Raw genomic sequence first — 21914 nt, 5'->3', positions numbered from 1 at the left:
GGGTGCTCCGGGGTTGGTGGGGCGGGTGGTTACCAGGGGTGGGTCACGGTGGCGGGGGCCGACGTGGTGTACAGCTCCCCCACGGCGCGCACTTCGAATCGTGCGGCGCGCTCGCCCTGCTGGGGGCGCAGGCCGCCGGCGAACCAGGCCCGCTGGCAGGTGCCGCCGAGGAAACGGCGGGTGCCGTCGGGCAGCACGCGGTGGAGGGTGTAGTGGCGTACGTCGTCGCCGTGGGGGTGGTTCCAGGCGAACCGCAGGTCGCCTCCGTTGGCGGCAGTGACGCGCGCGGCAGTGGGGGCGGCGGGCGCCGTCGCGGCGCCGGTGCGGACGGCGAGACCGCCGACTCGCCACCGCACGGGGCCTTCGGACGCCGTGAGCCGCACGCCGATCGCGTGCAGGGTGCTGGACGGGCCGGCGAGGCCGGTGAGGGGCACGGTGGCCGTCTGCCAGCCGTTGACCGACTTCACAGTCCGCGCGGCCGTTACCGGAAGCCAGTGGTACGGCGGTGCCGCGCCCGGTTCACCGGCCTCGGCGGTGGCGACGGCGAGTTCGACGCCCACGGCGCCCGCGTCCGTGCGGTGCGTGAGCTCGACGACCGTGTCGGCGCCCAGCGGCAGCCGTGTCGCGTACAGGTCGAGGACCGCTGGTTCGTCGAGTCCACCGTCGACCAGGACGCTGCTGCCGCCCCGCCAGGCGTCCGCGAAGTCGAAGGAGACCGCCGGGCGCCGGCCCTCCGTGCGCACCACCCAGCGCCGGGACGGCAGCCGGTCCTGGAGGCCGAGGTGGTTCCAGGGCGTCTCGGAGGTGACGGTGCCCTCCTCGTACCACCGCAGTCCGTGCCCGGTGTTGAACGCGGTCGCGAACGGCGGCGACGTCACCGTCGACCGGTCGGCGACCGACACGGCGGGCGCCCGCCAGCCGTCCGCGGCGTCCCCGCCGTCCGGGCGGGACGGGTCGAGCGAGGCACCCGTCCAGAACCGGTCGTCGGCGGCGTGGAAGTCCCCCGGCGTCCGGCGGCCCTCGGGGAGGTGGTTGCGGGTCCATTCGGGCCGGTACAGACCGATCGACGTGACGTGCGCGGCATCGCGCGGCACGATCGCGTCCCAGTTCTCCGAGGTGTTCCAGCCGTTGCTCTCCACGTCCACGCCGGCCCACAGCTCGTAGCGGCTGCGGCCCAGCCGCTCGGCCCGCTCTCCGGAGGAGGCCAGGCGGTCGGCCGTCCAGCGGAAGTCCACGAACATGTCGTCGGCGGCCTCGAAGAACGCCTGGTTCCGGTCGTTGAGCGCCCCCTGCCAGCTCACCGCCCCGTCCACGGTCATCGAGTCGTACCAGGTCACGCGCTGCCCCTCGGCCCCGGCGAGGGACTTCAGCTCTCGCAGGAAGCCCCGCGTGTCCGCGCCGAGCACGGCGTCGCCTCCGCCGGTCTCGGCGTTGACGAACCAGCCGTCGAAGCCGTACGCCTCGGCGACGGCGACCAGTTGCGCGGCGAGCGGGAAGCGCCCGGCGGCGTCCTTCTGTACGAGGTCGCGGGTCCAGCTCAGTTGTCCGCCGTAGGCGGCGGGCGGCAGGAAGACGTTGCCCAGGACGGGTACGCCGTGCCGGTGCGCCGCGTCGACGACCGGCGCGTTCGGGGCGAGGATCAGCCCCTCGCCCGAGGAGCCGCCCCAGAAGACGAGTTCGTCGACGTAGGCCCAGTGCGTGAGGGCGTAGTAGTCGGCGGTGGCGGAGCCCTGCGAGGGGTTGCTCGCGGTGGGCCCGAAGGAGACCAGTGACTGGACGCGGGCCTGCCCGGCGCGGGCCGTGGTGTTGGCGGGCGTCGGGGTGAAGCGGCCGGCGAGCGGTACGGAGGCGCTGTTGAAGGCGAGGTCGGGATCGGCGGCCGCGCGCCACTCCTTGAGACTGCGCCAGGTGATCCCCTCGCCGGGCGTGCCGGAGGGCAGCGAGTCGGGGAACCAGTAGGAGGCGTACGGCTGGAGCGCCGCGCCGGCCCTGCCGAGGCCCTTCGGGGCGGCGTGCGCGGGCAGTGCGGGCCACAGGGCGGCCGCGGCTCCGGCGAGCAGGACGGTGCGTCGGGTGGGGGTCACGAGCGGGTGCCTCCTTGGCGAACCGGTGATCCGACGGGCTCGTGCGGGGTGGGGAGTACCTGGTCGGGGGTGACGACCTCGGTGATGCCTCGTGCCGCGAGGTGCGCGGTGTCGGCGGCACGTGTGTCGAGGACGGTGGCCGGGCGGGCGCCGTCGGCGACCAGCCGGAAGAAGGCGTCGAAGACCGCGCCGCCGGGGGCGCAGGCCGAGCGCGCCGCCGGGTCGGCCGGGACGGCCAGGGCGGTGGTACGCGGGGCCGGGGCGGAATGGACTCCCGCACGCGCCTCGCGGGCCAGGACCTGTGCGGTGTCCTTGGGACGGCGGTCGTTGGTCAGCAGCCCGAGCCCGTACTCCAGTTCCGGGAAGTCGGCCAGCGCCCGGGACACGTCGTGGGAGCACCACCAGGTGACGCCCCACAGGTCGGGGCAGTCCAGGGCGTTCGCGATGGTGGCCTCGGTGAAGGCGGCGGCGTGCTCGGCGGGGACGAGAGGTGCGGGGGCGCCCACCTCCTGGAGCCAGACCGGGCGGCGCGGGTCGTCGGCCCACGCCTTGCTCAGCTCGATCAGGTAGGCGGCGTGGTGCTCGCTGGGCACGGAGGTGCGGCCGTGGCGCTGGGCGGTGCCGTTGAAGACCCAGGAGTGCACGGCCGTCACGGCGCCCCGCCGGGCGGCCTGGGCCGGGGTGAAGGGCTGGTCGTCCTGGTACCAGGTGGCGTCGTACTCGGCGTGCAGGTGCATCCGGCCCGGGGCGCCCTCCTCGCAGGCGGCGAGCATCCGCTCCAGCCAGGCGTCGATCTGGTCGGCGGTCGCCCGGTCCGGGTCGGGGTGGGGTCCGGCGGAGAACTGGTTGACCTCGTTGCCGAGGGTCATGCCGAGGAAGTTCGGCCGGCCGGCGAGGGCGGCGGCGAGGGTGCGCAGGTAGGTGGCCTGGCCGTCGACGACCTCGGGGTCGGTGAACAGGTTGCGGCGGTGCCAGGTGCGGGTCCAGGCCGGCAGGTAGTCGAAGCTGCTCAGGTGGCCCTGGAGGCCGTCCACGTTGACGTCGAGACCGCGTTCGCCGGCCGCGTCGACCAGCTCCACCAGGTGCCCGACCGCGCGGTCGCGGATCAGGGTGCGGTTGGGCTGGAAGTAGGGCCACAGCGGGAAGACCCGGATGTGGTCCACGCCCAGGGCGGCTATGGAGTCGAGGTCGGCGCGTACGGAGTCCGGGTCGAAGTCGAGCCAGGAATGGAACCACCCTTCGCTGGGCGTGTAGTTGACGCCGAAGCGCACGGCAGAAGGCATGCGGTGTCCTTGTGAGGGGGGAAGTCGGTGGGTCAGCCCTTGACGGCGCCCTCGCCGACCCCGCGGAAGAAGTACCGCTGGAGGCAGGCGAAGAGGATGATGAGCGGCGCCACGGCGATGATCGTGCCCGCGGCGACGAGGCGTTCGTCGTTGGCGAAGGTGCCGTGCAGGTAGTTGAGGCCGATGGTGAGCGTGAAGTTGGACGGGTCGCTCAGCACGATCAGCGGCCACAGGAAGTCGTCCCAGGCGCCCATGAAGGCGAAGATCGCGACGACCGCCAGGGTGCCCTTCACGGCGGGCAGGGCGATGCGCAGGAACCGCTGCCAGACGTTGGCGCCGTCGACGTAGGCCGCCTCCTCGATCTCGTAGGGGAGGTTGAGGAAGGCGTTGCGCATCAGCAGGACGTTGAGGGCGCTGATGCAGCCGGGCAGCAGGACGCCGACCAGGGTGTTGTTGAGGCCGAGCTCCCGCATGGTGGTGAACTGGGCGATGATGATGCCCTCCACCGGGACGAGCATGGTCAGGATGAAGACCAGGGTGGCGACGCGGCGGCCGCGGTAGCGCAGCCGGGCCAGGGCGTAGCCCGCCAGCGCGGCGCCGACGCAGTTGGTCACGACGTTGGCGACGGCGACCTTCAGCGAGTTGAGCGCGTACTCCCAGACGGGGATGGTCTCGGCGACCCGCTCGTAGTTGTGCAGGGTGGGTTCGGAGGGCAGGAACTTCGGCGGGGAGCTGAAGATGTCCTCCGTCGGGCCCTTCAGCGAGGTCGACAGCTGCCACACGAACGGGCCGACGGTCAGGGCGAGTACGCCGAGCAGGAGCAGGTAGCGCAGGGCTAGTTCCCAGACGCGTACCCGCCGGCCGTGCTCGTCGGTGATCCGGGGCTCCCGGGCCGGGGCCGGGGCGGGCCGCTCCGGGGTGGTCCGGACCTTGTCCATGACGCTCACGACTCCTCCTTCCGGTCGGCGCGCAGTACGAGCAGCATCAGGACGAGGGTGACGACGAAGACGACGACGGAGATGGCCGAGGCGTAGCCGACGCGTCCGGTCAGGCCGGTGCCGGTGCGCTGGACGAGCATGACGAGGGTCGTGTCCTCGCCCGCCGGGCCACCGTCCGGGCCGGCCATCAGGTACACCTCGGAGAACACCTTGAACGCGGCGACCGAGGCGAGGGCCGCGACCAGCACCATGGTGGAGCGCACGGCGGGCATGGTGACGGTGACGAAACGGCGCAGGGCTCCCGCACCGTCGACGGCTGCGGCCTCGTGCAGTTCGCGGGGCACGTTGGCCAGCGCCGCCAAGTAGATGATCATGTAGTAGCCGAGGCCCTTCCAGACCGTGACGGCCATGGCGCTGAGCAGGATCAGCCACTGGTCGCTGAGGAAGCCGATCCGGCCGACGCCGATGGTCTCCAGTACCGAGTTGACCAGGCCGCGCTCGTCCAGCATCCACACCCAGATCAGCCCGACGACGACGATCGAGGCGACGACGGGGGTGTAGAAGGCGGACCGGAAGAAGGTGATGCCGGGGATGCTCTTCTGCACCAGCAGCGCGAGGAGCAACGGCAGCAGGACGAGTGCGGGTACGACCCCGAGGACGTACAGGGTGCTGTTGCGCAGGCCGATCCAGAACATGTCGTCGTGGAGCAGCTCGCGGAAGTTGGCGAGGCCCACGAACTCACCCGGCACCAGGGTGCGACGGTCGGTGAAGGAGTTGACCAGCGTCGAGACGAACGGGTAGAGGATGAACGCGCCGGCGATCAGCAGTCCGGGGGCGGCGAACAGCCAGGGGCTGGTCGGCAGTTGGCGGCGCACACGGCGCGTGCCGGAGGACACGGTGGAACTCGCCATCACCCTCAGCCCTGCTGCTTCAGGAGCCGGTCACAGGCCTTGACAGCGTTGTCAAGAGCTTCCTCGGGACTCTGCTTGCCCTGGAGCGCCTTGGCGACCTCGTTGCGCAGCTCGGTCTTCATCTGCTCGCTGAACAGCACCGGCGTGTAGTTGACCGCGGTCTTCAGCGACTTGGCGGCGGCCACCCGGACCCGGGTCTCGTCGGTCCCGTCCTGCTTGGTGAAATACGGGTCCTCCAGCGAGCCGGCGCTGCTGGGGAAGACGGCGACCTGCTTGGCGAACGACATCTGGTGGGCGGCGTCGGTGACGAAGCGGGCGAAGGCGACCGCGGCGGGCTTGCGCTCACTGCGGGAGTTCACCAGCAGGCCCATCACGTACATGTTGACGTGGCCGGTGCTGGTGATCTGGTCGGTGATGCCGATGTTCTCGTACAGGCTCGGGGCCTGCTTCTTGAAGTTGGCGAGATCGAGTGCGCTGCCGGGGTTCATGGCGACCGCGCCGGTCAGGAACTTCTTCCCGGACGACTCGGGCGTGGCCGTGAGAGCCTGCGAGTCCAGGCCGCCGGCGTCGTACAGCTCCTTGTAGCGGGTGAGGAGTTCGACGCCCTTGGTGTCGTTGAAGGCGAAGGCCGTGCCCTCGTCGTTCATGAGCGGGACGCCGTAGCGGCCGAAGTCCTCGATGGTGGGCACGTTGGCGAGCGTGGCCACCTCGCCGTCGGTCTTCCGGGCGAGCTTCAGCGCGGTGTCGAAGAGTTCGTCGTAGGTCGTCGGTGGCTTGTCGGCGTCGAGACCGGCCTTCTCGAACAGGGACTTGTTGTAGAAGAGCGGGCCGGTGTTGAGGTACCAGGGGAAGGCGTAGGTCCCCTCCATGCCCGGTACCTGCTGGCTGGCCCAGGCGGCCTCCAGGTAGTCCTCCTTGTACTGCCCGGCGGCCTTGTCCAGATCGAGGGCGAGCCCGGCCTGGGCGAGCGGGGCGGCGAGGTCCGGGGAGACGTTGACGACATCGGCCAGGGTGCCGCCGGCGGCATCGGCGCTGATCTTGTCGGCGTAGCCCTCGGCGGGCTGGTCGATCCACTTGACGTGGGTGCCGGGGTACTTCTTCTCGAAGTCCGCGATCAGGTCCTCGAAGTACGGCTTGAAGTTGGCCCGCAGGTTCCAGGTCTGGAAGGTGATGTCGCCCTCGACCTTGCCGGAGGCGTCGGACGAGCCGCCGTCCCCTCCCGACCCGCAGGCGCTGAGCGGCAGGACGAGGGCGGCTACGGCTGCGACAGCGAAGCTTCTGCGCGATGTGGGCACGGTGACACGTCTCCCTGGAGGACGTCGGCGGCTGGATGCCAGCGACCATGCATGGCGATTTCCCGCAAAGTCAATAGATTCAGTGGAACTAAAGCAGACCGAACAGCATTAGTCCAGGTCACAGCGGATGTAAGCAGCGACTTGCCATGATCTACTAATGCGCTTTAGGATCCTTCCACTCAAGCGCATTAGCTCGGGCTTCAACTGACGCACTGAGGAAAGGGGCGTGCATGCCGGCCAAGCGGCCTGCCGCGCGCCGGCCGACGATGAAGGACATCGCGCGGCGGGCCGGGGTATCCGAGAGCGCGGTCTCCTTCGCGCTGAACGACCGGCCGGGGGTCTCCGAGATCACCCGGGACCGGGTGCGCCGGGTGGCCGAGCAGCTCGGCTGGCGGCCCAGTACCGCGGCCCGCGCGCTGTCCGGGGAGGGCGCGGCGACGGTCGGCTTCGTGCTGGCGCGGCCCGCGCACACCCTCGGCGTGGACTCCTTCTTCCTGCAACTGGTCTCCGGCATCCAGGAGGTGCTGGCGCGACGTCATCTCGGTCTGCTGTTCCAGGTGGCGCAGGACGTCGACGACGAGTGCGCGGTCTACCGGCGCTGGTGGGCCGAGCATCGTGTGGACGGCGTCCTGGTGGTCGACCCGCGCACCGACGACCCGCGCCCGGACCTGCTCGACGAACTCGGCCTGCCCGCCGTGGTGATCGGCGGGGCGCCCGACGAACGCCATCCCGGGCTGTCTTCGGTGTGGGCGGACGACGCGGGCGCGATGGCCGCGCTGGTGGACGGGCTGCACGCGCTCGGCCACCGGCGGATCGTGCACATCGCCGGGCTGCCGGGCCTCGCCCATACCGAGCGCCGCATCCGGGCCCTGCGCGCCGAGGCCGAACGCCGGGGCCTGGCCGAGGTGCAGTCGGTGCCCACCGACTACTCCGACGCGGAGGGCGCCGCCGTCACCCGCCGGGTCCTGGAGGCCCCCGTTCCGCCGACGGCCCTGATCTACGACAACGACGTGATGGCAGTCGCCGGGGTCGCCGCCGCGGCAGAACTCGGTTTCTCGGTACCGGGGGACGTGTCCGTGGTGGCCTGGGAGGACTCGGCACTGTGCCGCATGGTCAAGCCGTGGCTGTCCGCGCTGTCCCGGGACAGCGTGGAGTTCGGCCGCACGGCGGCGACGGAACTGACCGCGCTGCTGGACGGTGGCCCCGCGCGGACGGTGCGGGTGCCGGTGCCGCGGCTGATCGAACGGGACAGCACGGGGCCGGCGCGGTCGGCTGGAACGGGACGATCGGCCTGAACGGGGCGGTCGGCTGGAACGGGACGATCGGCCTGAACGGGGCGGTCGGCTGGAACGGGACGATCGGCCTGTACGGGGCGGTCGGCGGGCCCGGGCTCTCGACGCGGGGGCGCCGGACGGGCAGAGCGCTTCCTGCGTACTCGCCAGTAATCACGTCCCGACGCCACCCTAGGAGCCCTCCGTGACCGACTGGGCCGGCCGCACCGCCGCCGAGATCGCCGCCGCCGTACGGGAGAAGCGGGCCACGCCCCGCGAGGTGGTGGCGGCGCACCTGGCCCGGATCGAGCGGCTCGACGGCCGCGTCGGCGCCTTCCGCGCGGTGCGCGCCGAGGCGGCGCTCGCCGAGGCAGAGGAGGTCGGCGCCCGGGGTGATCCGGGTGAACTGCCGCTGGCCGGCGTGCCGGTGGCGGTCAAGGACGATCTCGCGGTGCGTGGCGAGTCCACGCGCAACGGCTCCGCCGCGACGCCCGACACGCCCGCCGCGGACGACCACGTGACCGTGGCCCGGCTGCGGGCGGCCGGCGCGGTGGTGGTGGTGCTGACGAACGTGCCCGAGCTGTGCGTGTTCGGCACCGGCGAGGGCGTGCACGGCGCCGCCCGCGACCCGTGGGACCCGGCTCGCTCGGCGGGCGGTTCGTCGGGCGGGAGCGCTGCCGCGGTCGCCGCCGGGATGGTGCCGATCGTGCTCGGCAACGACGGCCCTTCGCCGAGCACGACGTCCTGCTCACCCCCGCGCCGGCCCGCCGCTCCCCCGATGCCGGGCCCTGGCACGAGCGGGGCCGGCTGCGCGACATCCTGGCCAACTCGGCGTACTCGCCCTTCACACCGCCGTGGGACCTGACCGGCCGGCCCGCGATGACGGTGCCGGTCGGCGCCCTGCCCTCGGGCGCCCCCTGCGCCGTACAGCTGGTGGGGCGCCCGGGGGCGGAGACGGCCCTGCTGGAGCCGGCGGGGCCGATCGAGGCGCTGCGCCCCCGGCGGCGGACGGCGCCTGTGGACTGAACGGCCTTCTACAGCGCCCGGTACATGATGTGCAGGCCGACCCGCCCGTGCCGCGGATGCTCGAAGGCGTCCGGCACCGTGCCCAGGATCGTGAAGCCGAGGGAGGTCCAGAGCCTCACGGCCGGGTTGGTCTCGACGACGGCGTTGAAGACCATGCCGCGGTATCCGTCGGCCCTGGCGGCGGCCAGGACGTGTTCGGCGAGGGCCCGGCCGGTGCCGCGGCCGGCCCGGTCGGGATCGACCATGAAGCCGGCGTTGGCGATACGGGCGGCGGGGCCGCCGTAGTTGGGGGTGACGTAGGCGGAGGCGACGACGGTGCCCGTGTCGTCCTCGGTGACGTAGACGCGTTTGGCGGGGTTCATCCACAGGGCCCGGGCGTCCTCCTCGGACGTGTCCGGGTCCCAGGCGTAGGTCTCGCCGGCGGCGACGATGCGGTGCCAGAAGGGCCAGATCTGCGGCCAGTCCTCGGCCGTCGCTTCCCTGATCAGCATGGGCGTGAGTCTCGCACGCCCATGCTCGCGGCGGCTTCGGCGGGTCAGTCCACGCTGGGCAGGATGTGGGGCTCGGCGAGGTCGTCCTCGTAGCCCGCGAGACGGATGGGGGCGGACCGGGCCCACACGTCGAGGCTGCCGATCTCTCCGGGTCGGCGGCCCGCACGCTCGGTGCGTTCCTTGGGGCGTTGTTCTGGATTCGTCGTCGTCTCCGGTGTCACCGCGCACTCCTTATGTGTCGGGTCACCCTCGGGGCCTGTCGGCCGGTCTCCTGTCCGGCGCCCGGCGCCCGCTCGGGTGTGAGTCGAATGCAGTTCGGACGCGGTGGCGCCGGTCACTCGTGCGAGAGCAGGCCGTTGTGGACCGGCTTGTCCCATGACGGACCTTGGGTGTGGGTAGTGCCCCGTGCTGCCGTCCGTCCGCTCCAGATTAACCAAATGAGCGGGGGTGCGCTCTATGGGGCTCAAAACATGGGGGAACCATTGCCCTTCGTTCCGCGCACAGTTGAGCCAAGTCTGCCCTGGTTCGCCCATCTCTGCACCGTGTGCAACTCACCCATTCGGCCCACATCGCCGACCGTACCTTCGATTGCCGGCGGCGACGGGTCGCGCAGTTAAGTTGCCGTTGGCTGCGGCGCAAGCTCGCCATGGTCTGCTGCCGGTCGGCAACGGCTGTCTCGTGGGAGGACCGAGGCATGGAACTGCGCAGCGTCGAGGAGCTGATGGACCTGCTGTACGCCTGCCGGGGCGAACGGTCCGCCGCCGAGCACGGCAGCGGGCCCGTGGACCTGCACGGGCACGCGCTGCGGACCGCCGCGCTGCTGCGCCGGCGCCGCCCCGCCGACAAGGAGCTTCAGGTCGCCGGTCTGGTGTCGCCCGTGGGCCGGCTGCTGTGGCCCGGCAATCCGGCCGGCCGGACCGCCGACGCGGTGCGGCCGCTGCTCGGCGCGCGCGTCGCCCGCCTGCTGCGCCGGCACGCCCACCCGGACGCCTGGGCCCACGACGACGACCTGGTCAGCCTGCGCCAGGCGGACGAGGAGGCCCGCACCGCCGTCTTCGACGCCGGGGTCCTCGAGGACTGGCGCACGGTGCTGGAGCTGACGGCGGCGCGGAACTCGCGGCTCGGCGCCGTCGACTGAGGCGTCCGGCGCACCGGGCACCCGGCGCTCGCCCCGGGGTGGGGCGGCGCACCGCCGGCGGACCAGCTACTGACTTCGGCTCGTCAGGGTGATTTTCCGCGAAGGGCGGGCTGCGCGTGGGTCACGGGGGTGTCTCTCATGGTGTGTGAGCTATGCGGATGGGGGCGGGCTGACGGCCGGGGGGCGCCAGCATCGCGAGTTGTTCGAGCGGAGGGTCCGTCCGCCAGAGGTGGCCGAGCGGTTGCGGGTGAGCCGGAAATCCGTTTACCAGTGGCACCGGTCGTGGCGGGATGGTGGGCCTGATGCCCTCGTCTCGCGGGGTGCGAGCGGGTCGCGGTGTCGGCTGTCGCCACGATGTCTGGAGAAGCTGGCGGGGTTCCTCGAGCCACCAACCTCACCCTAACGAGGCGAAGTCAGTATGTGGCCTTCGAGTCGGCCGACGACCACATCGTGCCCGGCGACGAGGACACGAGCTGGCACGTCTTCGTGCGCGACCTGCGCGGCAGTACCTCGACGCGCGTGCACAGCGAACACGGCGGCGAGGCCGACTTCTACCCCCGGAGCCCCGGCCGCGATCAGCCCCGACGGCCGATACGTCGCGTACCGGACCTGGCGCGACGGCGGCATCCGCGTGCGGGAAGTGGGCGGAGGTGCTCCGTCGAGCCTGTTGATCCCCGTGAGTACGCAGGGTTCCGAGGACGGGGACATCGGATACGCCTCGTTCACGAGGGACGGCGGCGTCGTGTTCAGCTCCGCGGCCGCGGACTTCGTGCCCGGGGACACCAGTGCCGCGGACGACGTCTTCGAGCTGCGGCCGCGGTGAGCATCCGGCCGGCCCGCGCCGGACCCCGCGGGCCGGCAGGTCCGTTCCGGGGCGCCGGGTGAGCCGGTCAGTCCCCGCTGGGTGACGGCGAGGGAAGTACGCCCGTGCACCCCGTCCGTCCGTACGCCCCGTCCGCCGTCGCGCTCTGCACATGGCGGCCCTTGATCGCGAGGGCGCACTTGGCGTTGCCGCCCTCCGAGCCGATGACGACGGAGACGACCGGCGTGCGACCGAGCGGAACTTTGGTCTCCATGCGCCAGGGCAGCCGCGCCCGCGTGACGGTCTCCGCCGTGCCCTTCTCGCTCGCGCCCTGGTAGGTGATGTCGACGCGGCCCTCACCGGTCACCTCGTACGTCACGGCGGCGGTCGGCACCTTGCGCGGCGGATCACTCTCCTCGCCCCGCAGTACGCCGTAGGCGACAAGCCCGGCGCACAGGGCGAAGGCGGCCGCGGCCGCCACCGGAACGGGCCGGTCCGTGAGGCACCGCAGCCTGCCGCTCTTCGGCGGTCCGGCGGAGTCCGCCGGACCGCCGGCCTCGCCGTGCGCCGACTCGCCCTGCGGCTCCACCTGTTCCTCGGTTCCCCTGGTCATGGCGTCTCTCCATCTGGGGCGGCACGGCCCTGTGCCTGTGCGACGACGCCAGATCCAAGGGGCCTGGACCGGTGCATGTCAAGCTGACGGCCAAATGGGGCATTCTGCGGCGGTGGCTGGATTTCGTCCCCAACCCGCCCTATTTTTACGGACTTTGACGCGACCTGCGCCTTATCGCCGTTCATTTGACATGTGCATCACGCGTTGGTGTAGAAGGTCTCGCCGCCAACTGTCGACCGGCAGTTGGTACTTGGTTCCTTCGCGAAGGGAAACCGATGCACAGACCGAGAGCCAGACGGCTCCTGGCCACGACAGTGGTGCTGGCGGTTGCTTCCGCCCTCGCGCCCACGACACCCGCGTTCGCGCAGCCGCCGGACACCGAGCGGCTCGCCTCCGGCGTCAAGAACTTCCTCGGCGTCGGCGACGACGAAGCGGAGCCGGTGGACCCGCCAAGCCTCCCCGACACCGACGTCGCCGCCAACGAGCGCCTCCCCAAGGGCAAGGCCGCGGCCGAGCCCAAGCGCGTCAAGGAGCTCAAGGAGCGGCGTACACCGCACGCCCGCTATTGGCAGCTGTCCGACGGACGGATCCAGTCCGAGGTCTCCTCCGTGCCCGACGCATACCCCACGGGTCAGGGCAAGGAGCGCGCCTGGAAGCCGATCGACAGCGAGGTCACCGACACCGGCCGCAAGGGCTTCGACAAGGCCAACACCACCAACCTGGCCCATACGTACTTCAGTTCACGCCCCGGTGAGCTGGTGCGCTTCGAGCTCGACGAGGGCCACTGGGTGTCCCTGGGGCTCAAGGACCCGGCCGCCAAGAAACTGACCCCGGTCACCGACGGCAACACCGTCACGTACAAAAACGCCTTCGGTGAAGGCGCCGACCTCCAGTACACCGTCGGCAACGGCAGCGTGAAGGAGGGCATCGTCCTGCGCGAGCCGCCCGCCACCGCTCCGGTCTACGAGTTCACGCTCGACACCCACGGCCTCAAGGCCAAGGCGCAGGACAACGGCAGCATCGCGCTCTACAGCGAGAGCGCCGGACCCGGCCGGCCCGAACTGGTCATCCCCGCGCCGTTCATGACCGACTCGAAGAAGGACGCCTCCTCCCCGTACGGGACGAAGTCCTCCGACGCCGTACAGCAGAAGCTGACCGGCAAGGACGGCTCGTACGAGGTGAGCCTGCGGCCCGACGCCAAGTGGCTGTCGGCCGACGCGCGCCAGTACCCGGTGACGGTCGATCCGACCATCACCATCGCGCCGACCCCGTCGCAGTCCGAGGACGTCATGATCTCCTCGGACGGTCCGGCCGACAACTACGACGGCAGCTGGCGGCTTTCGGTCGGCAACACCACCACCGGATCGAGCCGCGCCCTGCTGCGCTTCGGCCTGGCCGGGATCCCGGCGGGGACCAAGGTCGACAACGCCGAGCTCAAGCTCTACTACGACCAGACGCACACCACCGGCGCCGAGGAAGTGGCCCTGGAGGCGCACCGCGCCACCGGCCCGTGGACCGAGTCTGGTGCGACCTGGAACAACGCCAAGGACCTGACCGGCGAACTGTCCGGCACCTCCGTCCTCGTCGACGACGGGGACGCGGGGACCACGGCCGCGCAGGGCGCCTGGCCCGCCTCGACCAACACCGCGTACACGCAGTACGCCAAGGGTCAGGACTACCGGTACAACAAGGACGCCACCGCGGGCGACACGTACTCCTGGCAGCCGAACCTCCCCGAGGACGGCAATTACCAGGTCGACGTGCACTACGTCCCGGCCTTCGACCGCGCCGCCAACGCCCCGTACACGGTGAACTACAGCGGCGGCAGCAAGGCATACACCGTCAACCAGCAGGCGGGCAGCGAAGGCGAGTGGAAGACGCTCGGCTCGCACCCGTTCAAGGCGGGCACGGCCGGCAAGGTCGTCCTCGGTGACGGTCCCGCCTCCACGTCGACCACGGTGCTTGCGGACGCCGTCCGCTTCACCAAGGGCGGTGTGGTCACCAAGCGGCCGGACGTGACCAACACCTGGCACAGCTTCGCGGTCACCAAGACCGTCCAGCAGTGGCTGGACGGCACGTACACCAACAACGGCTTCGTGGTGAAGGCCGGCGATGAGTCCGCCACCGCGCCCAAGGGCGGCCCGCGCTACGAGGCCGCCGAGTACGCGTACAAGGGCGAGATCGCCAACTACCCCAAGCTCGTGCTCACGTACGGCACGCAAGGCGTGGACGTGAACCCGCCGCGCACCGTGCACTCCACGGGCGCCGAGCTGACCTGGCCCGAGTACGCCGACCCGTCGGCCGTCGACACCGGCGACGACATCGTCGAGTACCAGGTCCACCGCAGCGTCTTCCAGCGCTTCACGCCGTCCTGGCAGACGATGGTCTCGCCGGTCGCCAAGGACCTGCGGACCTTCACGGACACCACGGCCACACCGACACCGGCGGACTCCGCCGACCCGTTCGGCAACGCCTACTACTACATGGTCGCGGTCAAGCTGAGGGACGGCCGCGTGCTGCCGTCCACCACCCAGCTCGTACGGCTCCCCAAGGCCGGCCGGACCACGGTGATCCTGCAGAGCGGCCAGAGCGACACCACGCTGTCCTCCGCGCAGCCCGCCACCGGACACGACACGATCTCCGAGTCCGGTCAGCAGCGGTCGTGGCTCTCGGTCGGCAACAACTCCGGTACCTACGGGACCACTCGGGCCCTGCTCGACTTCCCCGGCACCGAAGCCATCCCGGCGGGCGCGCGGGTACTCGACGCGCAGCTCGACCTGTGGGGGTTCACGACCACCACCGGGACGAACGGCGCGATCTACGAAGCACGCGGCCTGACCCGCGACTTCGACGAGGCCGCCGCCAGCTGGACCAAGGCGAACGCCACCACCGACTGGAGCGCGGCGGGCGGTGACATGGACGCCGCCGTCTCCGACACGGTCTCCACCGTCACCAACGACCCGGCGCGCCAGAGCTGGTCGCTGACCTCCCTGGCCCAGAAGTGGGTCGCGGACCCGGCGAGCAACCACGGAGTCGCCGTCCGCCTCAAGGACGAGTCGGCCGCCGGGCCGCAGGAACGCACCATGTTCCTGTCCTCGGAGGCCGAGGAGCCCCAGTTGCGGCCGCAGCTGGTGGTGACCTACCTGTCCAAGTCGACGGAGAACACGTACTTCTCGCCGTACACCCCGGCGCGGATGATCCCCGGCGACGAGTACACGGTCGACGTCACCCTCACCAACACCACGACAAGCACCTGGCCGGCGGGGCAGCACTCCCTGTCGTACACCTGGTCGCTGCCCGACGGCACGGACGCCACCACCGGCGGCAACCAGCTGGCGACCCAGCTCGCCACCGAGGTTCTTCCCGGCGACTCGATCACCGTCCCGGCCAAGCTGAAGGCACCGATCAACTCGGACTCGGGCAACAAGCGCCTCGAGTACGTCCTGAAGTGGGACCTGAAGAACACCGCGAACAACACGTGGCTGTCAGCGACCGAGAGCATCCCGCCGCTCGCCCAGAACGTGCGCACCGAGGACCCGACCTCCAACCAGCTGGGTCTGGAGAAGTTCTACTCGTACGCGGGCAAGAACACCGGCGCGGGCTCGTCGCTGATGACGAACCTGTACGCGGGCAACACGGTCTGGCAGTACAACGCGTTCTCCAACCCGGGCCGCGGCATCGCCACCTTCGCCCGGTTCGCGTACAACTCGCAGGACACCTCCGACACGGTGCTCGGCCACGGCTGGTCGGCGCAGCTCGCGATGCCGCTCAGGCTCGGCGCGGCGATGGACTTCCACCCGAACCCGAACCCGACGGAGGTCACCCTCCCCGACGGCGACGGCACCGCGCACGTCTTCCGCAAGCAGGACGACGGCAGTTGGCGTGCGCCCGCGGGCGTGCACTACCTGCTGCGGCAGGGCGCGGGCGTGGACTGCAAGCCGAGCTCGGACGGTGACCCGCGTGCCTGGTCGCTGACCAGGCCCGACCGTACCCAGTTCTTCTTCGACTGCGACGGCTATCTGACGTCGATCGTCGACAAGAACGGCAACACGCAGACGTATACGTACGCCGAGCGCAAGTCGAACAACAAGCCCGTCAAGTTCCTCACGTACATCGAGGACCCGGCGCGGCGGCAGTCGCTCTCGGTCGAGTACTACACGAAGGCCGACACCAACAGCCCCAAGATCATCGATCACGTCAAGTCGATGACGGACATCTCCGGGCGCAAGGTCGCCTTCGAGTACTCCGACCAGGGCCTGCTCACCAAGCTCACCGACGGCGCGGGCTCGTCCCAGCCGAAGGTGTTCGGCTTCACGTACGACATGGAGCAGGGCAACAAGAACGCCAAGCTGGTCAAGGTCACCGACCCGCGCGGCAACAGCACCTCGCTCGACTACTACTACCCGAGCGAGGGTGACGACCCGAAGTTCCACTGGAACACGCAGACGCTGACGGACCGCCTCGGCGGAACGACCGGGTACGCGTACACCGATCCGGACGGCACCTCCGGCTCCTTCATCCACACGAAGGTGACGGACGCCGAGGGCAACGCCACGGTCCAGCAGATCGACGGATACGGCCGGCCCAACGTCATCACCAACGCCAAGTCGGAGACGACGAAGCTCGGCTGGGACACGGACAACAACGTCACGCGCCTCGAAGAGGCCAATGGCGCCGTCACCACCTGGGAGTACGACCACAAGACCGGCTATCCGCTGTCGGAGAAGGACGCCGAGGCCAACAAGAACGGCACCGCCGCCCGGACCTTCACCTACGCGTACGGTCTGGACGGCCATATCGCCGACCTCTTCGAGAAGAAGTCGGCCGAGGGCCGCACCCACCGCTTCGGCTACGACACCAAGGGCAACCTGACCTCGGTCACCGACCCGAAGGGTGTGGCCTCGGCGGCCGTCGGCGACTACACCGCGCGCACCGAGTACGACGCGTACGGCCAGGTCATCAAGGAGATCGACGCCAACGGGCACGACACCGAGTACAAGGCGTACGCCCCGGTCGGTTACCCGGAGACGATCCTCGACGCCCAGGACCACCCCTCGTACTACGTGTACGACGCCCGAGGCAAGGTCACCAAGGCCACCAACGCCAAGGGCGCCGAGGTCACCCAGACCTACGACGCCTTCGGCCGGCCGCTCGAGAAGAAGGAACCGGTCAAGCAGTCCCAGGGCCGGTTCGTGGTCACGAAGGCGCCGGAATACGACGCCAACGACAACCTGACCAAGGTCATCGCGCCCAACGGTTCGGTCACGAGCTCCGTCTACGACAAGGCCGACCAGGTCGTCGAGGCCGTCGTGCCGAGTGACGAGGCGGGCGACCCGCCGCGGCGCACGACCACCACGTACGACAAGGTCGGCAACGTCCTCACCGAGACGGCGCCGCAGGGCAACCTGACCGCGACCGTCGGCGACCACACCACGACGACCACGTACGACTCGATCTACCAGGCCGTCGAGATGGCGGACGCCGAGGGCAACAAGGCCACGGTCGAGTACGACAACGTCGGCAACATGGTAGAGGTCGTCGACGCGCGCAAGAACGCGACCGCCGACCCCGACGACTACACCACCCGCTACGCCTACGACCTCAACCACCGCGTGACCCGCACGACCGACGCGCTGGAGTGGGCGACGTCCGTCCGTTACGACAAGGACGGTCTGCAGATCTCGCAGACGGACGCGGAGGGCAACGAGTCGCTCGCCACGTACGACGAGCGCGGCGCCCTGGTCGAGTCCAAGGTGCCGTTCAAGAAGGACGGTTCCGGCACCATCAGCCACCGCACGACCCGGTACGAGTACGACCAGGTCGGCAACAAGACGAAGACGATCACGCCGCGCGGTGTCGCCACCTCGGACGACGCCACCGACTTCACCGCGGAGACCGTCTACGACGAGCTGAACCGGGTCAAGGAGGAGCGCTCGCCGTTCGACAAGGACGACGCGCGCTATGCGACACCCGACTCGACGTTCTACTCCTACGACGAGATCGGAAACCTCTCCTCGGTCTCCGCTCCGCCCTCGCAGGGGCAGTCGGTCCGCAACGTCACCTCGTACACGTACTTCGACAACGGGTGGACGGAGTCCAGCACGGACCCGTGGGACATCTCCACGTCCTACGACTACAACGAGCTGGGTCAGCAGACCAAGAACGTGCTGACGTCCGCGGGCGGTTCCCAGAAGCGCACCATGCTCTGGGACTTCTACCCGTCGGGCAACGAGAAGTCCCGCTCGGACGACGGCGTCCCGGTCGGACAGCACGTCGTCCTGGTGGACAGCTCGGACTTCAACAACACCGCTCAGCAGGGGACCTGGGCCCGCACCCAGGCCGAGCAGCAGTCCGGATACGACACCTTCTCGCACCCGGCGGGTGACGGAAGCGCATCGTTCTCCTGGCAGCTGAACATCCCGCAGAACGGCAGCTACGAGGTCTTCGTCCGGCATCCGAAGATGACCGGCGCGGCCACCAACACGCAGTTCAAGGTCGACCACGACGGTGGCAGCGTCACCAAGACCGTCGACCAGACACAGCGCGCCGGTGAATGGATCTCGCTCGGCAGTTACGCGTTCGTCGAGGACGGCCCGCAGAAGGTCACCGTCACCGACGCGGCCAACGGCACGGTCCTCGCGGACTCCGTGAAGCTGGTCCGCTCCACGGCCGGCGACACGGACAACGAGAAGAAGTCCTTCACCTACAAGTACAACGCCAACGGCAACAAGGTCGAGGTCAAGGACCTCTCGCCGGGCGCGAAGATCGACACGTACAAGATCGCGTACGACGGTCTCGACCAGATCACCAAGGTCGAGGAGCTCGCGGGCACCGCGGTGAAGAACACCACCGCGCTGACCTACGACGAGAACGGCAACCCGCTCACGTCGACGCACGACCTCACCTGGTCGAAGATCGAGTACGACGAGCGCGACCTGGTCAAGAAGGTGACCAACGCCGATTCCGCCACCGCGGGCAATCAGCAGATCACCACGATGACCTACACCGGGCGCGGTCAGCTGCTCAAGCAGACCAAGCCCAACGGCAACACCCTCGACCTGCGGTACTACCTCGACGGCTCGGTCGAGCAGTCGCTCGAGAAGACGTCGAGCGGTGCCGTGGTGGCGCAGCACGACCTGGAGTACTCCCTCAACGGGCACCGCTCCAAGGACGTGCTGAAGCTGATGAACGCCGACGACAACGCGGCCTACATCAACAACACGTACACCTTCGGCTACGACCCGCAGGACCGCCTCACCAAGGTCGACAAGACCGGCGACAAGCCGGCCACGGAGACCTACGCGTACGACCGCAACAGCAACATCGTCGAGCAGACCGTCGGCGGCCAGACCACCACACAGCGCTACGACCGCAACCGGCTGCTCTCCGCCTCGTCCGGCGGGGTCACGTCCACCTACAACTACGACCCGCTCGGACGGCTCGACACCGTCAGCACCGCCGGCAACACCGTCGAGAAGCACTACTACGACGGCTTCGACCGGACGGTGAAGACCCGCTCGGGCGTCGGCGCGTCCGCGGTGACCACCAGCTTCGTCTTCGACCCGTTCGACCGGACGGTCTCCCAGACCACCTCCGGCGAGCACGGCAAGACGACGGCGTTCACCTATCTCGGCCTCGACAACACCCTCCTGAGGGAGACGGCCGACGGCAAGACGGACAAGGACTACCAGTACCTGGCCGGCGGTCAGCGCGCCACGCAGATCAAGCACAAGGACGACGGCGCCAAGGAGGTCTCGCAGTACGTCACGAGCCCGCGCGGCGACGTCGAGGCGATCACGAAGGAGGACGGCAAGACCCGCTCCACGTACGGCTACACGGCCTACGGTTCCAACGACGAGTCCCAGATGACCGGTGAGGACAAGCCGGCCGCCGGGGGCGAGCAGAAGGACGACTACAACTCCTTCCGCTTCAACTCCTCGCGCTGGGACGGCGCTTCGGGCACGTACGACATGGGCTTCCGCAACTACGACCCGGGGCTCAACCGCTTCCTCACCCGGGACTCGTACGGCGGCGCCCTGAGCGACATGGCCCTGGCCACCGACCCGTTCACCGGCAACCGCTACGCCTTCGCGGGCGGCAACCCGATCAGCTTCGTCGAGCTCGACGGGCACCTGTTCGGCATGTCGCTGTCCGACATCGGACACGCCGCGCTCGACGTGGTCGGCATGGTCCCGGTGGTTGGCGAGGTCGCCGACGTCGCCAACGGCATCTGGTACGCGGCCGAGGGCAACTACGCCGACGCCGCACTGTCGATGGCCTCGGCCATCCCGCTGGCCGGCTACGCCGCGAGCGCGGTCAAGGCGGGCAAGTACGCGAAGAAGGGGATCGACGCCGCCGACTCCGCGAACGACGTCAAGAAGGGCGCGGAGGCGGCGGACACCGCCGGCGACGCGGGCAAGACGGCGAACAAGGCCGACAACGCGGACAACAGCCCGGGCAGCTGCCCGGTCCCGTCGGCGAAGCCGCAGAGCTTCGTCGCCGGTACCGAGGTCGTGATGGCGGACGGGTCGACGCGTGACATCGAGGACCTGGAGCTCGGTGACCGGGTGCTCGCGACCGACGTGGAGACCGGTGAGACCGGCGTCCGCTTCGTCACGGACACCCGTGACAACAAGGGCGACAAGCACCTGGTCACCCTGACCGTCGACCCCGACGGGAAGAACGGCAAGGCGAAGCCGGGCAAGGTCACGTCCACGGACGCGCACCTGTTCTGGCTGCCGGACTTCGGCAAGTGGGTGCCGGCCTCGGACCTCAAGTCCGGTATGTGGCTGCAGACTTCCGCAGGCACATGGGTCCAGGTCACCGCGGTCGACACGGCGCACCGTACGGAGCGCGTCTACAACCTCACGGTCGAAGGCGTCCACTCGTACTTCGTGTCGGCCGGCTCGATCGACCTTCTCGTCCACAACCAGTGCGGCACCAAGGTCAAGTACGGCGAGGACGACCTCAGCAAGAAGGCGATCGAGTACCGCAAGAACAACAAGTACACCAAGGGCGGCCGCAACGTCGCCGTGATCGAGTACAAGATCGGCGACAAGGTCGACACCATCGCCGCCATCAGCAAGGGCGGCAAGAAGTCGAACGGCGCCGGCCATGCCGAGCAGCGCGCGTGGGCGGAGCTCCAGAAGAAGCACCCGGGCATCCAGCCGGAGAACGTGAGCCGGGTCTACACCGAACTCGCGCCCTGCGACTACAACGGGTGCGACAACTGGCTCAGGTCCACCTTCGGAGGCAACAAGGTATCTTGGAGCATCGACTACCCGCACGGTCAGGGGACCGGCCCGAAGGCCGGTCGCAGCGCCGGAATCAACGAGCTCAAGCGCATGTTGACGAAGATCCGGCGGGGGCAGATGTGAGCGGGCAACCGTCTCGAAGGGATCGTCTGGTGGGGTACACACCTCAGTGGCTGAACACCTCCTCGTGGCAGGAGGAGGGTGTGCTCGAACTCGACGCCGGTGCCCTCGCGGCAGCGGCCGACTGGCCGGAGCCCGTGCGTCAAGCGCTGGCCGTCGCCGAGGAGTTCGGGCTGCCGCGGGAAGCCGCGATGTTCTACCCGAGCACGCGTGGGGCGCCCTTCACGGACGTCCTCGACAAGACCGGCAAGCGGTACTGGCGCCTGGGCCAGCACGATGCCCAGGTGACACCCGGGTTCCACGTGCCGGAGTACGCGCTGGACGAGGAGGGGCGGGTGCTGCTGCTCGATCCTTCGCTGCCGGAGCCCCGGTTCGTGAACTCCTCGCTGATCGCGTTCCTGGACGCGCTCGCCGCGTGGGATCACCGGTGTGAACACGTCGACGACTTCGACGACCTCGAAGACGACGATCCGGAGTCCGACGAGGATCCGGCGGAGGCAGCCCGAGTCGCCTTCGGTCTGGAGATCAGGGACCGCCTCAAGGCACTCGATCCGCCGGCGTTCGTCATGGACACCTGGTGGGACCGGGTCTACGAGGAGGTGGAACTCGACGCCATCTGATCCGTCCGACCGGCGTCGGTGAGTGATGAGGGGGCCCTGCCCGGGACTGTCCGGGCAGGGCCCCCTTT

General features: G+C 69.9%; 14 protein-coding genes and 1 pseudogene. 7 read left to right on the top strand and 8 right to left on the bottom strand.

Features of this window, described 5'->3' with window-relative positions:
- Nucleotides 1-29: 29 nt before the first annotated feature.
- The 5 genes from ACFW48_RS28960 to ACFW48_RS28940 are packed head-to-tail and all read right to left on the bottom strand — an operon-like array spanning nt 30 to nt 6511.
- A complete protein-coding gene (locus ACFW48_RS28960) occupies nt 30-2084 on the bottom strand; it encodes an endo-beta-N-acetylglucosaminidase (protein WP_386319523.1) in 2055 nt (684 codons plus the stop codon).
- Complete coding sequence (locus ACFW48_RS28955; RefSeq protein ID WP_386319520.1) at nt 2081-3367, bottom strand: glycosyl hydrolase; 1287 nt, start codon at nt 3365-3367, stop codon at nt 2081-2083. Before ACFW48_RS28955 ends, ACFW48_RS28960 begins: the two co-directional genes overlap by 4 nt.
- 32 nt (nt 3368-3399) lie before the next feature.
- Nucleotides 3400-4305, bottom strand: a complete 906-nt coding sequence (locus ACFW48_RS28950) for a carbohydrate ABC transporter permease (protein WP_386319785.1) — start codon at nt 4303-4305, stop codon at nt 3400-3402.
- Nucleotides 4306-4310: 5 nt separating this feature from the next.
- Entirely contained in the window at nt 4311-5216 is a 906-nt protein-coding gene (locus tag ACFW48_RS28945) for a carbohydrate ABC transporter permease (RefSeq protein WP_386319518.1), read from the bottom strand.
- A 5-nt stretch (nt 5217-5221) separates the two neighbouring features.
- On the bottom strand, nt 5222-6511 hold the full coding sequence (locus ACFW48_RS28940; protein WP_386319516.1) for an extracellular solute-binding protein: 1290 nt from the start codon (nt 6509-6511) through the stop codon (nt 5222-5224).
- A gap of 230 nt (nt 6512-6741) precedes the next feature.
- Here ACFW48_RS28940 and ACFW48_RS28935 point away from each other — a divergent pair, with 230 nt between their 5' ends.
- Together ACFW48_RS28935 and ACFW48_RS28930 are read left to right on the top strand one after the other, a co-directional pair.
- Nucleotides 6742-7806: a LacI family DNA-binding transcriptional regulator gene (locus ACFW48_RS28935; protein ID WP_386319513.1), complete on the top strand. Its 1065-nt coding sequence runs from the start codon at nt 6742-6744 to the stop codon at nt 7804-7806.
- 181 nt (nt 7807-7987) lie between these two features.
- A pseudogene (locus tag ACFW48_RS28930) lies at nt 7988-8808 on the top strand (amidase family protein).
- An 8-nt stretch (nt 8809-8816) separates the two neighbouring features.
- Here ACFW48_RS28930 and ACFW48_RS28925 read toward each other — a convergent pair.
- Both ACFW48_RS28925 and ACFW48_RS28920 read right to left on the bottom strand, forming a co-directional pair.
- Complete coding sequence (locus ACFW48_RS28925) at nt 8817-9299, bottom strand: GNAT family N-acetyltransferase (protein ID WP_386319510.1); 483 nt, start codon at nt 9297-9299, stop codon at nt 8817-8819.
- 44 nt (nt 9300-9343) lie between these two features.
- Nucleotides 9344-9520: a hypothetical protein gene (locus tag ACFW48_RS28920; protein ID WP_121745644.1), complete on the bottom strand. Its 177-nt coding sequence runs from the start codon at nt 9518-9520 to the stop codon at nt 9344-9346.
- Between the two features lie 473 nt (nt 9521-9993).
- Between ACFW48_RS28920 and ACFW48_RS28915 the strand changes: the two genes are divergently transcribed.
- From ACFW48_RS28915 to ACFW48_RS28905, 3 genes are all read left to right on the top strand, one after another.
- Nucleotides 9994-10437, top strand: coding sequence for a hypothetical protein (locus ACFW48_RS28915; RefSeq protein WP_386319508.1), 444 nt, complete (start codon nt 9994-9996; stop codon nt 10435-10437).
- An 88-nt stretch (nt 10438-10525) separates the two neighbouring features.
- Nucleotides 10526-10840, top strand: a complete 315-nt coding sequence (locus ACFW48_RS28910; protein ID WP_386319505.1) for a helix-turn-helix domain-containing protein — start codon at nt 10526-10528, stop codon at nt 10838-10840.
- Between the two features lie 273 nt (nt 10841-11113).
- Complete coding sequence (locus ACFW48_RS28905) at nt 11114-11260, top strand: hypothetical protein (RefSeq protein WP_386319502.1); 147 nt, start codon at nt 11114-11116, stop codon at nt 11258-11260.
- Between the two features lie 67 nt (nt 11261-11327).
- On the opposite strand, the gene ACFW48_RS28900 is transcribed toward ACFW48_RS28905, so the two are convergent.
- Nucleotides 11328-11852, bottom strand: a complete 525-nt coding sequence (locus ACFW48_RS28900) for a hypothetical protein (RefSeq protein WP_386319499.1) — start codon at nt 11850-11852, stop codon at nt 11328-11330.
- A gap of 275 nt (nt 11853-12127) precedes the next feature.
- On the opposite strand from ACFW48_RS28900, the gene ACFW48_RS28895 reads away from it, so the two are divergent.
- Both ACFW48_RS28895 and ACFW48_RS28890 read left to right on the top strand, forming a co-directional pair.
- The gene (locus ACFW48_RS28895; protein ID WP_386319496.1) at nt 12128-21229 is read left to right on the top strand and encodes a DNRLRE domain-containing protein; all 9102 of its coding nucleotides are present in this window, start codon (nt 12128-12130) and stop codon (nt 21227-21229) included.
- Between the two features lie 29 nt (nt 21230-21258).
- Entirely contained in the window at nt 21259-21846 is a 588-nt protein-coding gene (locus tag ACFW48_RS28890; protein WP_386319493.1) for an SUKH-4 family immunity protein, read from the top strand.
- The last annotated feature ends 68 nt before the right edge of the window (nt 21847-21914 follow it).

Origin of the sequence: Streptomyces sp. NPDC058812, from assembly GCF_042744565.1 — a bacterium.
Taxonomy (GTDB): Bacteria; Actinomycetota; Actinomycetes; order Streptomycetales; family Streptomycetaceae; genus Streptomyces; species Streptomyces thinghirensis.
Note: the sequence above shows the minus strand (reverse complement) of the source record. Positions and strands in the feature narration are given on the sequence as shown.

Bases quoted from the DNA above. Each gene is read 5' to 3' on its own strand.
- ACFW48_RS28955 (WP_386319520.1), bottom strand. From the start codon at position 3,367: ATGCCTTCTGCCGTGCGCTTCGGCGTCAACTACACGCCCAGCGAAGGG.
- ACFW48_RS28950 (WP_386319785.1), bottom strand. From the start codon at position 4,305: ATGGACAAGGTCCGGACCACCCCGGAGCGGCCCGCCCCGGCCCCGGCC.
- ACFW48_RS28945 (WP_386319518.1), bottom strand. From the start codon at position 5,216: ATGGCGAGTTCCACCGTGTCCTCCGGCACGCGCCGTGTGCGCCGCCAA.
- ACFW48_RS28935 (WP_386319513.1), top strand. From the start codon at position 6,742: ATGCCGGCCAAGCGGCCTGCCGCGCGCCGGCCGACGATGAAGGACATC.
- ACFW48_RS28925 (WP_386319510.1), bottom strand. From the start codon at position 9,299: ATGCTGATCAGGGAAGCGACGGCCGAGGACTGGCCGCAGATCTGGCCC.
- ACFW48_RS28915 (WP_386319508.1), top strand. From the start codon at position 9,994: ATGGAACTGCGCAGCGTCGAGGAGCTGATGGACCTGCTGTACGCCTGC.
- ACFW48_RS28900 (WP_386319499.1), bottom strand. From the start codon at position 11,852: ATGACCAGGGGAACCGAGGAACAGGTGGAGCCGCAGGGCGAGTCGGCG.
- ACFW48_RS28895 (WP_386319496.1), top strand. From the start codon at position 12,128: ATGCACAGACCGAGAGCCAGACGGCTCCTGGCCACGACAGTGGTGCTG.